The organism is Flavobacterium cryophilum, assembly GCF_048286555.1.
In the GTDB taxonomy this organism is placed as follows: Bacteria; Bacteroidota; Bacteroidia; order Flavobacteriales; family Flavobacteriaceae; genus Flavobacterium.
This window is the reverse complement of sequence record NZ_JBLVPZ010000007.1, coordinates 91,898-107,690: the sequence shown is the minus strand read 5'-3', so window position 1 is coordinate 107,690 and position 15,793 is coordinate 91,898. Positions and strand designations below refer to the sequence as shown.

The 15,793-nt window shown below is 33.8% G+C and carries 12 protein-coding genes and 1 pseudogene; 8 read left to right on the top strand and 5 right to left on the bottom strand.

All coding sequences use genetic code 11. The annotated features are described in order from the left end of the window. Window positions 1-245: 245 nt before the first annotated feature. Window positions 246-806 (top strand): DUF6642 family protein, encoded by a 561-nt coding sequence (locus ACNQGJ_RS11440; protein ID WP_417972859.1) that lies wholly within the window; start codon window positions 246-248, stop codon window positions 804-806. A gap of 269 nt (window positions 807-1,075) precedes the next feature. Here ACNQGJ_RS11440 and ACNQGJ_RS11435 read toward each other — a convergent pair whose 3' ends face one another. The 3 genes from ACNQGJ_RS11435 to ACNQGJ_RS11425 all read right to left on the bottom strand — a co-directional run bounded on the left by ACNQGJ_RS11435 (window position 1,076) and on the right by ACNQGJ_RS11425 (window position 5,642). Beyond that, window positions 1,076-1,750: a TonB-dependent receptor plug domain-containing protein gene (locus tag ACNQGJ_RS11435; RefSeq protein ID WP_417972858.1), complete on the bottom strand. Its 675-nt coding sequence runs from the start codon at window positions 1,748-1,750 to the stop codon at window positions 1,076-1,078. Between the two features lie 621 nt (window positions 1,751-2,371). Next, a complete protein-coding gene (locus ACNQGJ_RS11430) occupies window positions 2,372-2,677 on the bottom strand; it encodes a hypothetical protein (protein ID WP_417972857.1) in 306 nt (101 codons plus the stop codon). Window positions 2,678-3,008: 331 nt separating this feature from the next. After that, window positions 3,009-5,642 carry a valine--tRNA ligase gene (locus ACNQGJ_RS11425; protein WP_417972856.1) on the bottom strand — a complete coding sequence of 878 codons (2,634 nt, stop codon included), beginning with the start codon at window positions 5,640-5,642 and terminating at the stop codon, window positions 3,009-3,011. A gap of 160 nt (window positions 5,643-5,802) precedes the next feature. Here ACNQGJ_RS11425 and ACNQGJ_RS11420 point away from each other — a divergent pair, with 160 nt between their 5' ends. Continuing rightward, on the top strand, window positions 5,803-6,189 hold the full coding sequence (locus ACNQGJ_RS11420; protein WP_417972855.1) for a DUF1573 domain-containing protein: 387 nt from the start codon (window positions 5,803-5,805) through the stop codon (window positions 6,187-6,189). Window positions 6,190-6,251: 62 nt separating this feature from the next. Here ACNQGJ_RS11420 and ACNQGJ_RS11415 read toward each other — a convergent pair whose 3' ends face one another. Further along, window positions 6,252-7,583, bottom strand: coding sequence for a PDZ domain-containing protein (locus ACNQGJ_RS11415; RefSeq protein ID WP_417972854.1), 1,332 nt, complete (start codon window positions 7,581-7,583; stop codon window positions 6,252-6,254). A gap of 127 nt (window positions 7,584-7,710) precedes the next feature. Here ACNQGJ_RS11415 and ACNQGJ_RS11410 point away from each other — a divergent pair, with 127 nt between their 5' ends. From ACNQGJ_RS11410 to ACNQGJ_RS11385, 6 genes and pseudogenes are all read left to right on the top strand, one after another. Further along, window positions 7,711-8,916 carry a pyridoxal phosphate-dependent aminotransferase gene (locus ACNQGJ_RS11410; RefSeq protein ID WP_417972853.1) on the top strand — a complete coding sequence of 402 codons (1,206 nt, stop codon included), beginning with the start codon at window positions 7,711-7,713 and terminating at the stop codon, window positions 8,914-8,916. Between the two features lie 230 nt (window positions 8,917-9,146). After that, on the top strand, window positions 9,147-9,818 hold the full coding sequence (gene folE / locus ACNQGJ_RS11405; RefSeq protein WP_417972852.1) for a GTP cyclohydrolase I FolE: 672 nt from the start codon (window positions 9,147-9,149) through the stop codon (window positions 9,816-9,818). Between the two features lie 123 nt (window positions 9,819-9,941). Next, entirely contained in the window at window positions 9,942-11,420 is a 1,479-nt protein-coding gene (gene cysS, locus ACNQGJ_RS11400; protein ID WP_417972851.1) for a cysteine--tRNA ligase, read from the top strand. Window positions 11,421-11,502: 82 nt separating this feature from the next. Continuing rightward, window positions 11,503-11,751: a membrane protein insertion efficiency factor YidD gene (yidD, locus tag ACNQGJ_RS11395; protein ID WP_417972850.1), complete on the top strand. Its 249-nt coding sequence runs from the start codon at window positions 11,503-11,505 to the stop codon at window positions 11,749-11,751. A 68-nt stretch (window positions 11,752-11,819) separates the two neighbouring features. Further along, window positions 11,820-12,746, top strand: coding sequence for a prolipoprotein diacylglyceryl transferase (lgt, locus tag ACNQGJ_RS11390; protein ID WP_417972849.1), 927 nt, complete (start codon window positions 11,820-11,822; stop codon window positions 12,744-12,746). A 147-nt stretch (window positions 12,747-12,893) separates the two neighbouring features. Beyond that, window positions 12,894-13,045 (top strand): annotated as a pseudogene (locus tag ACNQGJ_RS11385) (transposase); the annotation flags it as partial. A gap of 30 nt (window positions 13,046-13,075) precedes the next feature. Here the strand turns inward: ACNQGJ_RS11385 and ACNQGJ_RS11380 are convergent. Further along, window positions 13,076-15,343, bottom strand: a complete 2,268-nt coding sequence (locus ACNQGJ_RS11380; RefSeq protein WP_417972848.1) for a T9SS type B sorting domain-containing protein — start codon at window positions 15,341-15,343, stop codon at window positions 13,076-13,078. Window positions 15,344-15,793: the final 450 nt, after the last annotated feature.

Sequence of the window (15,793 nt, the reverse complement as noted above, 5' to 3'; positions counted from 1 at the left end):
ACCGAAAATTCTAAATTTTGGCGAAAAGTTAATAACTATTTATTGCTAAATACTAACAACAAATTTCTTTCTGAAGTAATTTTACAAAATGAAATTACTAAACTCTGATCTAAGAGAATTTCGTGCATTGAAAAAAGTCGTAAAAAAACGTTCGCTTGTTTTTATAATGTTTAGAGTGCCCGTTCTTGCCATTTAATTGTAAAAAATAGTTGTTTGTATTATATCACTTAAATAAACTAAATTACATGGATTCAGATACATTTATTTTCTGCCTCGAAGCCGTTTCCGATATAGAAACCGACACTAGTTGTGAAGTGTTCAAAAACTTAGAACGACTAACCGTTGAACAAGGTATTACCAGTATTTATAAAACATGTGATACTATTGAAGGATTAGAAGAAAGTTTAAATACGTTGCTCTACGAGGATCATAATTTTACCAATTATGAAATAATCTATTTAGTAATGCAAGGTGAAGGAAATAACATTTGCCTTAATGACTATTACTATAGTTTAGTAGAAATAGCCGAGCTTTTTGAAGGAAAAATGAAAGGAAAAATTTTACATTTCGCCAATTCAAAGACATTAGACTTAAGCCCGGAAGAAGCACAATATTTTTTAGATATTACAGGAGCGCGAGCTATTTCTGGTTATGGTGCAGGATTGTACGACTTAACCAGCATCGCTCTCGACAAAGCTTTCTTTGGCTTATTTGCAGAGCTGGATGATGTGGCCGAAATTGTCAAAGAGTTATTTGAAAAACACTATGGCCTTTGCAAACTACTCGATTTCAGATTGTATTATTAAAATGAACGTCGCCACTATTGAATGTTTCCTAATTATTATCGTAAATAAATCAGTCCCGAACTGACATGACAAATCCCTAGACAATACATTTTATCGTCTAGGGATTTTTTAATTTTATGATAGTCTAAAAAGCATAAATTATACGATAGAATAAATTCCAGAAAATATAAAACTTAAATTTCATTCAGGTGAAATCGCAGTTTGGACGAAAAATAGTATTCCAAAATAGATAATCCGAATACAATAAATAAATACATGAAGATTACACTTTACTTAGTCTTAATCAGGATAACTCCATTACCTCCCTGGGCTCCATAAATAGATGCGGCTGCATCTTTTAATACGCTTACACTTTTTACATTATTAGGGAAAATATAATCAATACTTGACACGATTACGCCATCGACTACAAATAATGGCTCGCCAATGTTTCGAAGTGAACTTACTCCCCTAATCGATATTTTATTGTCCCTAGTGACAGTAACCCCTGCTAAACGCCCTCGAATAAGGTCATAAATAGTATTATAAATACTTGCGTTTTTATCGTTTTGAGCATCTAAACTTTGTGTTGTATATACTTTATATTGCTTATCCACTTCAGAATATCCTACATTTATATTATCTCCATTTTTGACTCGATTTTTTATCGATTTTTGAGATTCTAAAAACATGAAAGTCATTACATTTTCATTATTGAATTTAGAAGACAACAAACCATATTTATGTGAGTACACGTTAATAACAGCAACCTTTTTAGGAAGTAAAACTTCAAAATTTCCATTCCTATTTGTAGAAACGTTTGAATAAATGGAATCTAAATATATCCTTGCATTTACTACTGGTTTATTCTTGTAATCCACAACCTTTCCGGTTAGCTTATTTTGCGCATAACCAAAACTAACAAATACGAAGAATAGAACTACCCATGTTTTAGAAATTTTCAAAATGCTAAATTTTATAAATTTTAATAAATGTACTAAAAAACTAATCTCAAAATATTTTTTGCTGAAAATAGATATTTGTGTCAGGCCATAAACTATTACTAACCAGTCCAAAGAATCGTATAAATGTAATGCTAATTAAACTGTCTTTTGTATCCGATAAAAAAAGAAGCCCAATTAATGTCTTTTTATAAAAATCGCAATTTAGTTTTACAAAATCAAAATAACGACGGACAAAAATAGCTGTTTTTTGACCAAATTAGTTTTCGATCAGCTAATTTCTATAAATTAGGATCCGATGATTAAATTGGCCGTTAAAAGGTATTATAGGGATAGATATCTAAAACATTTCAGATGTCAAGATTATTTGTTTAGAAAGCTTTTTTTGTGGTTTGAAAAAATGATACCCGAGAATGTCTGTACTCGTTCGGAAATCACAATAGCTGCATACAATTAGTGGTCCATCTCATCTATCAGGCTTAACTTCAGGTTATTTATAAAATGGGGAACCGGATTCTGTTTCGAAGTGCGAATCATTTAAGAATAGACTGCCCCCAAATAGTATCTAACTTTTTGGGGGCAGGTTATTGCACGATTATTAGTTTTCGCTATTTGAAAAAAACTTTAATTTATTTGAATTCCGTTCTTTTCCAATAATTCATCAAGAGCGATACTTTGATTTGGCTCTTGTTTTTCTACACCACTTTGATACCATCTTGATATTAAGTCTTTCTGATGTGAAGTATAGTTTTCTGTATGGGTTCTCAAGTCTAATAAACCCGCAAGAAGAAAATCTTCCAGAATTTTATTAGTAACAATACATGGTGGAATTCCATCACTAATAGTTCCGTTCATCCGTTCATAGTCTGATCTTCCAGAATCAAATCCAGCAATGAAAGCTTCATTTGTTTCTGCAAAATTAAATTCCATAAATGGATTTAAACCCATTGAATATCCGTCAAGGTAGTGGTCTCTATAGACTGGATTAAATATTTTTTTCATTTTTTTTACTACTGTATAATTGAGAATTGCCTCACAAACATAGTAACAAAATTTCAATACATGCAAAAAAATCGTTTAAAGGATAAAATACTCTTTAAAGCACAATACCACTGTCGTTTATCGATAAAATAGTATCAAATCATTATAAAAAGCAAGTATTTCACTTTAACCAAAAACAAAGTATTTATTCAACTTTTCAACAAAAAAATCCCATTCGCCAAGGCGAATGGGATTTTGAATGCTATACGTAAAATAAATTTTATTTCAATCCGACTAAACTGTGTTCGATTGTTTCAATTTTAGATAAAGCATCGGCTTCTTTTTGTCTTTCGTTTGCCAAAACTTTTTCCGGGGCACCCGCGACAAATTTCTCGTTCCCCAGTTTATTTTGCACTGATTTCAAGAAACCTTGCGTATACTTCAACTCAGCAGTTAGTTTTGAAATTTCTTCCTCAATATTTATATTTCCGGTAATTGGGATGAAATATTCATTCGATTTTACACGGAAAGATAGAGCTCCGTCTACTTTATCCGACACATATTCTAACAAAGTGATGTTTCCTAATTTAATGATTACCGAATCAAAATACGTGGATGCTTTATCGTTATTTACCGCTTTCAGTTCAATAGCATCCTTAAACGCAATATTCTTGTCTTTACGAATCGTTCTGATTCCAGAAATCACTTCGATTGTATTTTCAAAATCAGCGATAATAGCGGCGTTAAAAGGTTTCATTTCTGGCCAAATCGAAACGATTAACGCTTCTTCAGTAGTTCGTTCGGCAAGAATTTGCCAAATTTCCTCTGTTAGGAATGGCATAAACGGATGCAATAATTTTAAATTATTTTCAAGCATTTCTATCGCTTTCGCAAAAGTTACGCCGTCAATTGGCTGTTGATAACCCGGTTTTATCATTTCGAGAAACCAAGAACAGAAATCATCCCAAACCAATTTATAAATTGCCATTAAAGCATCGGAAATTCTATATTTTCCGAAATTATCTTCGATTTCTAGCAGTGTCTGTTGCAATTTAGCTTCGTACCACTCAATTGCCACTTTTGAAGATTCCGGCTGCGCAATTGTATCCGAAACGTCCCAACCTTTTATTAGTTTGAAAGCATTCCATATTTTATTGGTAAACGCTTTTCCTTGATTACACAATTCTTCATCAAACATTATATCATTCCCTGCAGAAGCGCTCAAAAGCAATCCCACACGAACTCCATCAGCACCAAATTTTCCAATCAAATCCAAAGGATTAGGTGAATTACCTAACGATTTAGACATTTTTCGACGTTGTTTGTCACGCACTAAACCAGTCAAATACACATTTGTAAACGGTTTTTTGCCTGTATATTCATATCCTGCAATAATCATTCTAGCTACCCAGAAAAACAAAATATCCGGACCGGTAACTAAATCATTCGTTGGATAATAGTATTTAAAATCTTCGCTTTCTGGATCCATTATTCCTCCAAAAACCGACATTGGCCACAGCCAAGAAGAAAACCAAGTATCCAATGCATCAACATCTTGAGTTAGGTCTGAAGTTGTAAGTTGTAAGTTGTTGGTTCTTTCTTTAGCTAAAACTAAAGCTTCTTCGATAGATTCAGCAACAACGAAATCTTCTTTCCCATCTCCATAGAAATACGCAGGAATTTGTTGTCCCCACCACAATTGACGCGAAATATTCCAGTCACGAATGTTGTTCAACCAGTGTGCGTACGTATTATTAAAACGCGCAGGATGCAATTTGATTTCACCATCTTCTAAAACGGATTTGATTGCCGGCTTTACCAAATCTTCCATTTTCAAGAACCATTGGTCTGATAAACGAGGTTCGATGACCGCTTTGGTTCTTTCAGAAGTTCCTACTTTATTCAGGTAAATTTCAGTTTTTGCTAAAGCTCCGATGGTTTCTAATTCTTTGGCAATTGCTTCCCGAACCACAAAACGATCTTGTCCTTGATAATGTAGTCCAAAACTATTCAAAGTTGCATCTTCGTTGAAAATATCAATAATTTCAAGATTATGCTTTTCTCCCAATGCTTTGTCATTCATGTCGTGCGCCGGAGTGACTTTTAAGCAACCCGTTCCAAACTCGATGTCAACATATTCATCTTCAATAATTGGAATTACTCTTCCGCAAATAGGAACAATCGCTTTTTTGCCTTTCAAATGAGCAGAACGTTCGTCATTTGGATTAATACAAATTGCAGTGTCTCCAAAAATAGTTTCCGGACGCGTTGTAGCAATCGTCAGGAAGTCTTCACCACCTTCAATTTTATATTTTAGGAAATACAATTTTCCTTGTTGTTCTTCATAAATTACCTCCTCGTCAGACAACGTAGTTTTAGCTTCGGGATCCCAATTAATCATTCGGTATCCTCTATAAATCAAGCCTTTATTGTACAAATCGACAAAAGAACGAATTACCGAGGCTGACATATCAGGATCCATCGTAAACTTAGTGCGTTCCCAATCACAAGAACAGCCCAATTGTTTCAATTGATCGAGAATTACTCCACCATATTTATCCGTCCATTCCCAAGCGTGTTTCAAAAACTCTTCACGAGTCAAATCATTTTTATTAATCCCTTCCGCTTTTAATTTTGCAACTACCTTAGCTTCAGTGGCTATTGACGCGTGATCTGTTCCCGGAACCCAACAAGCGTTGAATCCTTTAAGCCGCGCTCTTCTAATTAATACATCTTGAATGGTATTATTTAACATGTGTCCCATGTGTAAAACTCCAGTAACATTAGGCGGAGGAATTACAATGGTATAAGGTGTTCTTTGGTCAGGTTCTGAATGAAAATAATTGTTCTTCATCCAGTAGTCATACCACTTATTCTCAATGGTTTTAGCGTCAAATTGTGCAGATATTGTCATAAAAAGCAACTGTTAAAACCAAAATTAATCTTTGGTCTGATATTTGTAATTCTAATTGGGAACAAAAGTAAATAATTAAGTACACTATAAAAAGAGAAATAAAAATTTGTACGTTAATTAAAAGAAAGTAAATTTACTAAATGAATTTAAATATAAGAAAATGAAAAAAACAATAGCTTTATTCGCGTTCGCCTTAATCAGTACTAGTAGTTTTGCTCAAAATGGCCCAAAAATTGAATTTGCTGCTAAAGACAATACTATCGATTACGGAAAGGTTACTAAGAATGAAAATGGCGCTCGTGATTTTATATTTACAAACACGGGTAATGCTCCATTAATTATCACAAATGTTCTATCAACATGTGGTTGCACGGTTCCTACAAAGCCTGATGAACCGATCATGCCTGGAAAAACAGGAATAATAACTGTAAAATACAATATGGCACCAGGACCAATCCGAAAAACGTTAACCGTTGAGTCAAATGCAGTGAATTATGAAGCGGGAAGAGTTGCTCTGAAAATTAAAGGAGAAGTTATTTCTAATTAATTTGCAGAAGAAAAAAAAAATTAAAAACGCTTTTGGATATTATTTCCAAAAGCGTTTTCTGTCTATAAAATATTATACAATTGAAAACTAAACTTTAAAATTTCGCTTTTACGTTCTACTTCTAACGTAATCCATTTTTCTTCTTCCGTCCTAAAGAGCGCATTAATCTCTTGTAATGAATGTTTGTGAATGGGATTATTATTAATCAAAATGATTATATCTCCTTTTTGCAATCCTGCGTTCGCGGCGGGAGAATTCTGCCTAACATGGGCGATTTGATAAATAGGCTTTAATTGGAATTTGTATTTAAAGTCATTGGTAAATACTTTAACAATACCAAACTCATTATATTTTTTAGACAACGGAACCGTTTCCATTCGCACGGTTTCCTGAACCCACTGCAAACCGTTCTGTTGGATCTCAACGCCACTTTTATTATAGCTAAAGGGAGCTTTATAATCACGGTTTTTTTTTAAATACAGTAGGTTGTTTTGGTAATCAAAAACAACTGTAAATCGCTTCATAATTTCTCCTCCTACTGAACCTCTCCTATCTGGCACCATATTTACATTTCTAATGGATACCGAATCGGGAAAGGCGACCACAGGATTATTAAATTCAAAATCTCCTATTTCAATCTTTTCAGTTATGGCTCTTCTTCCTAGTACATCACCACTAAAACCTCTTCCTAAAAAATCTTCGAAATTTTTTGCCGGAATTTTAATCCATTCTGATCGATCTTGAAACAACCATATCGCATCGCTATTCCCTATATCTATCAATAACTTTGCTGAAATTTCTTTTGCATTTTGAATCACTGTGCTTTTTAAATAAGGTTTAAATTTTTCAATGGTAATAGGAATTGTTTTGTAACTTTTTTTGATTTTTTTCCGATTTCTATCGGTGTCTTTATACACGATAATTCTCTTTTTCCTGTAATTAACTTCTACTAAATTATTTCGAAAAAAATGATACCCAATAATTCCGTTAACGGGAATCCCAACATGTGAAGACAAATTAAATTCAGGGTCTAAAATAATATAGAGCATGTGATTGCTATACTTCATACTACTGAATTCTAAAATATTATTAGTGGATTTCAAACCTTCAACAGCCTCTTGGCTGCCTAAACCTTTCAATAATATTTTTTCGGCATTAAAAAAACGAACTTCTTTTTTATCTTTTAAACTAAATAATATGGTTTCGGCAACACCGGTATCCAATAAAAAATTCAATTCGACGCCATTTACTTTTATAGGCACAAAAACTAAATTATTAATCAATTGAAAAGGGACACTAATTTTATTCATGTTTTTTTCAAACTGAAATCCTTGTTGTGCAACAACAAGGCTAGTAAATAAGTAAATGAAAATTATAACTATCGTTTTTTTCATTGTTAATCTTTTACATAAAATTACTAAATAAATCATATCAAAAATGCAGATTTAACAATATATACGCATATTGATTCGAAAAAATTCGAAAAAAAAATCGCAAATTTGCAATTCAATAATTAAGACTATGCCAAAAATATCAAACAAAGGCAAACAAATGCCTGAATCGCCAATACGAAAATTGGTTCCGTACTCAGAAATTGCAAAGAAAAAAGGACATAAAGTTTACCATTTAAACATTGGCCAACCGGATATCAAAACGCCAGAAGTTGCCATGAATGCTATTAAAAATATCGATTTAACGATACTGGAATACAGTCATTCAGCAGGAAATGAAAGCTATAGAAAAAAATTATCAAACTACTACATCAAACAAGGCATTTCAGTAAATATTGAGGACATCATTGTCACTACTGGTGGATCAGAAGCACTAATGTTTGCTATGGGAAGCACAATGGATCAAGGAGATGAAATCATTATTCCAGAACCATTTTATGCGAATTACAATGGATTTTCAACAGCGTCCGGTGTAACTGTTGTTCCAGTAATTTCAACTATTGAAACAGGTTTTGCTTTACCAGCTGTAGAAGATTTTGAAAAACTTATCACCCCGAAGACCAAAGCTATCCTGATTTGTAATCCCGGAAATCCAACGGGTTATTTATATTCGAAAGAAGAAATTATGAAGCTCGCAGCTTTAGTAAAAAAACATGATTTATTCTTGATTTCTGACGAAGTATATCGTGAGTTTACCTATGATGGTGATATCCATTATTCAGTCATGAATGTTCCCGGGCTTGAAGAACACGCTATTATGATTGATTCAGTTTCGAAAAGATACAGCATGTGTGGCGCAAGAATAGGTTGTATTGTTTCTAAAAACAAAGAACTTATGGCTACCGCTATGAAATTTGCACAAGCAAGATTAAGCCCTCCTACTGTTGAACAAATTGCGAGTGAAGCTGCGCTTGATACTCCAAAAAGTTATTTTGATGAAGTAATTTCAGAATATCGAGAGCGAAGAGACACATTAATAAATGAGCTACATAAAATTGAAGGTGTTATAATATCAAAACCAAAAGGTGCTTTTTATTGTATCGCACAACTTCCTATTGACAATGCCGATAATTTTGCACAATGGCTTTTAGAATCCTATGATTTAAATGGTGAAACTGTAATGGTAGCCCCCGCTGCAGGGTTTTATTCGACTCCAGGAATGGGATTAAATCAGGTCCGAATAGCTTACGTATTAAAGAAAGAGGATTTAATTACGGCAGTATCTATTTTGAAAGCCGCTATTCCAGTTTATAACGCTATTCAAATAAAGGGCTAAATTAAGCGTCGCTTTTTAGCGCTAAACGATAGCCGAAAAAATTTATATTGTATCAAAAGGCAGTAATCATTGTGTTAGTGCCTTTTGATTTTTATAACCAATAGAAACAAGCCACTGACTTTGTAGGCTATAAAGTCATCATTAAATAGTATGAGCTATAGAAATTCTTTACTTTTTATTATTTATCTTTACCGCTTAAATATTTACACCCACAATAATAGTTGCTTTTAATGATAAAAAACGAAGAATTTCAAGACGAAATAGGAGATAATCATTTTAGTTTATCTGCACAAAATCCAGTAAGAGACGATGCTTTTGATTTGTCTGATGATGAAAAAATTGAGAAAATAAAAAAGGACGTGGAGAGCATTCTAATAACACTTGGAATGGACTTGACTGATGATAGTTTGAAAGGCACGCCCAATCGTGTTGCTAAAATGTTTGTGAAAGAAATTTTTGCAGGTTTAAATCCTGCAAAAAAACCAAGAGCGTCTACCTTTGACAATAATTACAAATACGGCGAAATGTTAGTTGAAAAAAACATTATCGTTTACTCGACTTGTGAGCATCATTTATTACCAATTATAGGAAGAGCTCATGTAGCTTATATTTCTAACGGAACAGTTATTGGCTTATCTAAGATGAATCGTATTGTAGAGTTTTACGCTAAAAGACCTCAGGTTCAAGAGCGTTTAACCATGCAAATTGTTCAGGAATTACAAATCGCTTTGGGGACTAAAGATGTCGCTTGTGTGATTGATGCCAAACACCTTTGTGTTAACTCAAGAGGAGTCAGTGATATTGAAAGTAGCACTGTGACCTCAGAATTTGGCGGAAAATTTAAAGACCACGCAACTCGAAGAGAGTTTTTGGATTATATCAAATTAGAAACAAAGTTCTAAAATAGAAATAAATTCATTTTACCGATAAAGCCTAGCCCTGATGGTAGCGGTATCCTTTTTATGGCGTCTTTAGCCAAAAAAAGATTAAGCGTACAGCAGGAATAAGCTCTTAAAAAATAAAAAATGTCATTATATAGTAGCCAAACTCTAAAAATATACAATTCTCTTTCGGGAGAAAAAGAAACTTTCACCCCCATACATGCAGGAAATGTAGGAATGTACGTTTGTGGACCTACGGTTTACAGTAATGTACATCTTGGGAATGTGCGAACATTCATGTCTTTTGACGTAATTTTTAGATATTTTTTGCACTTGGATTACAAAGTGCGTTACGTTCGGAACATTACCGATGTGGGGCATATCGTGGATGATGTTGACGAAGGTGAAGATAAAATTGCAAAAAAAGCACGTTTAGAGCAACTGGAACCCATGGAAGTGGTGCAGCGTTATACGGTAGATTTTCATGATATTTTGAATGAATTTAATTTTTTACCGCCAAGTATTGAGCCAACAGCCACAGGACATATTATTGAGCAAATTGAAATTATTAAAACTATAATTGAAAAGGGAATTGGTTATGAAGCCAATGGATCTGTTTATTTCGATGTAGTAAAGTTTAATGAAACCAATCATTACGGCAGATTAAGCGGTCGAAACATTGAGGATATGCTTGCGAACACTCGTGACCTCGACGGTCAAAGTGACAAGAGAAATTCACAGGATTTTGCGCTTTGGAAAAAAGCCGAACCACAACATATCATGAGATGGCCATCGCCATGGAGTGATGGATTTCCGGGTTGGCATCTAGAATGTACCGCCATGAGCACAAAATATTTAGGGAATCATTTTGATATTCACGGAGGCGGAATGGATTTAAAATTCCCGCATCACGAATGTGAAATTGCTCAAAATGAAGCGTGTACCGGTCAAACTCCCGTTAATTACTGGATGCATGCCAATATGCTGACATTAAACGGTAAAAAAATGGCTAAATCTACTGGTAATAACATTTTGCCAAGAGAGATATTGACTGGAGACAACACTATTCTAAGTAAAGCCTTTTCAGCATCAGTAGCCCGATTTTTTATGTTACAAGCACATTACCGCAGTATTCTTGATTTTTCTGATGACGCCATAGTTGCTGCAGAAAAAGGATACAAACGATTGATGGAAGCGATGAATGCGTTAAAGGACATTGCGGCGGGCACAAAAAGCACTATTGATATTTCGGCTTGGAAACAGTTGTGTTATGACGCCATGAATGATGATTTTAATACTCCCATTTTGATTGCACAGTTATTTGAAGGCGTTCGTTTTATAAATGTCTTGAAAGATGGAAAAGAAACATTAAATACTGAGGATATAAAATCTTTCGAAAAAGCAATGCACGGTTTTATTTTTGAAGTTCTAGGTCTGGAAGAGGAAAAAATTTCGGATAGCAATAATGACAGATTAGCAGGAACGGTCACGATGCTTATTGAAATGAGAAAACAAGCTCGCGACAATAAAAATTTTGCCTTATCAGACCAAATTAGGGATCAATTGATTGCACTAGGAATTCAGCTGAAAGACGGAAAAGAAGGTACTACTTTTAACATCTAGTTTCCTCTAATACGTTTATAATTAATACCGTAAAATAATTAAGATTAACAAATGTGAAGTTTTAAATTCCAATTCTAAAGTCATGTTGTCAAAAATAATTGTTTATCCATTTCTAGTATTGATTCGGTTTTATCAAGTTGCAATTTCCCCTTTTCTTCCTGCAGCTTGTAGATTTCAGCCTACTTGCTCGTCGTATATGATTGAAGCATTACAAACCCATGGTTTATTTTATGGTGGATTTTTGGGATTGAAGCGTATTTTGAGATGTCATCCTTGGGGAAAAACAGGCTATGATCCTGTTCCAAAAAAAGTGTGCCATCACAAACATTAACTTTTTTTAAATACGAAATTGTACTTTAAATCTTTATTTTTACGACTAATTAACAAATTTAACACTAAATGACACACGCTTTAAACATCGTTTGGAATCCATCAGAAGGAATCGATTTAGGCTTTTTTATCATTCGATTTTACAGCTTAATGTTTGTAATCGCTTTTGGATTAGGCTGGTACATAATGAAACATATATTTGAACGTGAAGGACAATCTATAGAGAAACTAGATTCTTTGTTTATCTGGACTGTACTTGCTACTTTAATTGGTGCGCGTTTAGGACATGTTTTCTTTTATGATTGGGAATATTATCGCAATCATGTATTGGAAATCATTTTACCGTTTCGTTTTTCTCCGACTTTTGAATTTACGGGTTACCAAGGTTTAGCCAGTCATGGCGCTGCTATTTCTATAATAATTGCGATGTATTTTTACAGTAAAAATGTACTTAAAAAACCACAAATGTGGATTTTGGATCGAGTGGTAATTCCCGTCGCCAGTGGCGCTATTTTTGTACGATTAGGGAATTTTTTCAATTCAGAAATAATTGGTCATGAAACTACATCTACATTTGGAATTAAATTTGTCAAAGATCATTTCAGTCCAATGGATGCTGTCAATGCTACGCAAATAGCAAATCCTAAAGAGGCCTATACAGCGATCGCAACTGACCCAAAATTTGCGTCATTGCTTGAGCAGGTTCCAGCAAGACATCCTACGCAATTATACGAAGCCTTTTGTTACATTTTTGTTTTTGCAATTTTATTTTTCTTGTATTGGAAAACTGAAAAAAGAAACAAAACGGGATATATATTTGGTATGTTTTTAGTCCTTTTATTTTCTGTGCGTTTTGTAATAGAATCAGTTAAAGAAAGTCAAGGTGGTTTTGAGAGTTCGTTAGGGTTATTTTCTACGGGACAATGGTTAAGTATTCCTTTTATATTTATAGGGTTGTATTTTATTTTTACAGCCGAAAAACCTCTAAAAGTTTAACTTCAAATTCGCGTTATAAAGTAAAAAAAGCTTCCTAAAATCAGAAGGTATTAAAAAAGTCTTTTTAGGAATAAAGTATTAATTAAAAGGAGTAGGAAAATTTGATTTTTACTCCTTTTTTTATGTATTTTTAAGTGTAATCATTTTTACGATGCGTTGTTAAATACATGCTGTAAAAATAATGGTCGCACGGCAGCAAGGCCTGTTCATATGTTCACGTATTTGCTTTTGAAAACAATTTATACCATCTCAGATGTGATGTCGAGGAGCGTTCGTGTTTTGCTATGTCTTTTAATTTCATTACCCTCTAAATTAGGAAGTTTTTATTTTTATCTTTTTAAAGAAAAATGGGATTTAAAATTTTTGACTACGTCCTGTTCTATATATTCAATACTGAACCAATAATCATTGGCTGGCATTGGCTGTCCAATATACGTGCCGTCCCATCCGGTACCATTTGGAAAAATTTCTTTTAAAAATTTACCATGACGGTCAAATATTAGAATTTTGGAATTTAATTGCTCTTGTAAAGTAAAAACATTCCATGTATCATTGTATCCATCATCATTTGGCGTGAAAAATTTAGGATAATTAATGACTAGAACATTATCATTTGTAAATTCACTACAACCATTTACATGTTTTACAGTAATGGAATGCGTTCCTAAAGAAACATTTTCAAATACAGTACTTACTTGAATAGGGCCGTTATCCAGTTGATACAAATAATTCACTCCCACTGGATCCGTAACAGTAACTATTTGATTTTTGGCAAATGCATCTGTAACAGTCCAATTTAAATTTGTAATTGCATTGGATGGATTTACAGTTACATTTATGGTTTTAACCGTGGACGCACACATTTGGCCAGGATTTGGAGTAAAGACATAAGTGGCACTAGTTGTATTATCAATTGTCGCTGGAGACCAAGTTCCGCGAATTCCATTTGGGGATGTAGTATTCAAATTAGGTGCTGGCTTACCTGAACAAATTGAAAAATTAATAAAATTAGGCACAATAAGGGGATTAACTGTTACTGCCAGTGTTTGGTTTGTAGCACATTCCGTAGTATTAGGTGTAAAAACATAGCTCCCACTTACAGTATTACTTATTGCTGCTGGCGACCAAGTACCGGTTATACCATTTGGGGAAGTGGTTGCTAAAGTTGGCGCTGCACTTCCAGAACAAAAAGCGGGTATCGCCGCAAAGCTTGGAGCTGATTTTGCTGTGACAGTTACACTTAAGGTTTGAGTTGTGGCACATTGATTAGGATTTGGTGTGAAAACATAATTTCTGCTAACTGTATTACTAATTATTGCCGGTGACCAAGTACCTACAGTACCATTTGGAGATGTGTTAGATAAAAGTGGCGCTGTGGTTCCTGAACAAAAAGGTGGAATATTCGCAAAATTAGGTGTTACAACAGGCACAATAGTTATAGAAACAGTAGTGGGTGTAGCTGATGTACATTGACCCGGGTTAGGTGTAAAAGTATAAGTGGTGGCTCCGAGCATAGTCGTATTCACCGTAGCAGGACTCCAGAAACCTGAAATAGCAGGTGAATTATTCGACGTGGTTGACAAGAATGGCGGAGTCGAATTTTGACAGACAGTAGCTGGAATACCGGTGAATGTTGGTGTTACCAATGGTACAACGGCCACATTCAAAGTTTGTGTGGTAGAACATGGAAACAAAGTTGGATTTGGAGTAAATACATAACTTCCGCTCGTCGTATTGTTTATAAGAGCTGGTGACCAAGTTCCGGTAATACCTTCATTCGAAGCCAATGATAATAAGGGTACCGGAGTAGTCCCTGAACAAAAAGGAGCTATAGGATTAAAAGTTGGGGTTGATAAAGTAAGACAAGGAACAGTACAAGTTAATACTGAACGATCACATGGATATGTAGTATGCGATACTGTTAAAGTAACTGATTGTCCTGGTGACAATCCAAAGACCTGTAAACTGGAGAAAATTGTAGTCCCAGTAATTGCAGGAGCTCCATCAATGGAATAACTATATGTATATTGATTGGGTACACCTGTAGTATTTGTCCAATCAAAATTAACAGAAGAATATTTATCTGCAAGTAAAATTTGCGAAGGATCACATCTAAAAAGAAGAATCTTCGATCCATTATTAGCAACAACAATTACATCAATTTTAGAACGGGTACTTTCAATACCTCCAACAGTTTCGCTAACATAATAAGACGTTGTGCCAACGGCAGCTGTTGAAGGAGTTGGTGCAGTAGCTGATGCTGTCCCTCCTGTTGCGTTTATTCCATACCAATTCAATGTTCCTCCGGAAGATGCTGTGGCTGTCAAAGCAACAGCAGTAGCGTTTTGACAATAATAAACTGGGGAAGTAACTGTTGGTGGGGAAGCAAAAAAATCCAATTCTTTACTTACAGTATTAAGAAATATTAAAGTATCCTTAGAATGGCAACTAGCTTCTAATGATAAAAAAAAATAGTCGATAATTAATCCTTCACTTTTAACCCCACAACCAATAAAATTGCTTTTTGCGTGAACAATTGCATTTGATAAAATTGTAATCAGAAAAATAAAAACGAAAGACTTAATAAATTTTTCCATTATTAGTTAGGTTTAAATTTCAATTAAAAAAGTAGTGTGCTTTAACAAATATTTAGTAAATATATAAATTTTATACATTCATAATAAATATGTTAGTACATATTAACTGATTATAAATGAGATAGAAAAACTAGAAGCAATTTAATAAAGAAAATGAACAACCAAATAATATTTTTTAGTATTTATCTGGATTTGAATCTGGTCACAGCGCATTACTAACAGGACAAATTTAGGCTTTAAGTCATCTGTAGTTTTTTAAGCAAGATTCCCTATAAAAAGATTTTTTGTTTGGCTTACGGTATCGTTTAATTGTAGTTTATTATAACTCTTAGAATACCTAAAACAATTAAAAAAAGAAGTGTTTTTTTTTGTAAATGAAATTAATTTTACAACCAATCAATTTCCTTCCAAATAATGGTTTACTATTGACCTTATAGAATAAAAAAAGAG

What these genes read in the sequence shown, in the direction of transcription:
- ACNQGJ_RS11440 (WP_417972859.1), top strand. Translation starts at nt 246, where the DNA reads ATGGATTCAGATACATTTATTTTCTGCCTCGAAGCCGTTTCCGATATA.
- ACNQGJ_RS11430 (WP_417972857.1), bottom strand. Translation starts at nt 2,677, where the DNA reads ATGGAATTTAATTTTGCAGAAACAAATGAAGCTTTCATTGCTGGATTT.
- ACNQGJ_RS11425 (WP_417972856.1), bottom strand. Translation starts at nt 5,642, where the DNA reads ATGACAATATCTGCACAATTTGACGCTAAAACCATTGAGAATAAGTGG.
- ACNQGJ_RS11420 (WP_417972855.1), top strand. Translation starts at nt 5,803, where the DNA reads ATGAAAAAAACAATAGCTTTATTCGCGTTCGCCTTAATCAGTACTAGT.
- ACNQGJ_RS11415 (WP_417972854.1), bottom strand. Translation starts at nt 7,583, where the DNA reads ATGAAAAAAACGATAGTTATAATTTTCATTTACTTATTTACTAGCCTT.
- ACNQGJ_RS11410 (WP_417972853.1), top strand. Translation starts at nt 7,711, where the DNA reads ATGCCAAAAATATCAAACAAAGGCAAACAAATGCCTGAATCGCCAATA.
- folE (WP_417972852.1), top strand. Translation starts at nt 9,147, where the DNA reads ATGATAAAAAACGAAGAATTTCAAGACGAAATAGGAGATAATCATTTT.
- cysS (WP_417972851.1), top strand. Translation starts at nt 9,942, where the DNA reads ATGTCATTATATAGTAGCCAAACTCTAAAAATATACAATTCTCTTTCG.
- yidD (WP_417972850.1), top strand. Translation starts at nt 11,503, where the DNA reads ATGTTGTCAAAAATAATTGTTTATCCATTTCTAGTATTGATTCGGTTT.
- lgt (WP_417972849.1), top strand. Translation starts at nt 11,820, where the DNA reads ATGACACACGCTTTAAACATCGTTTGGAATCCATCAGAAGGAATCGAT.
- ACNQGJ_RS11380 (WP_417972848.1), bottom strand. Translation starts at nt 15,343, where the DNA reads ATGGAAAAATTTATTAAGTCTTTCGTTTTTATTTTTCTGATTACAATT.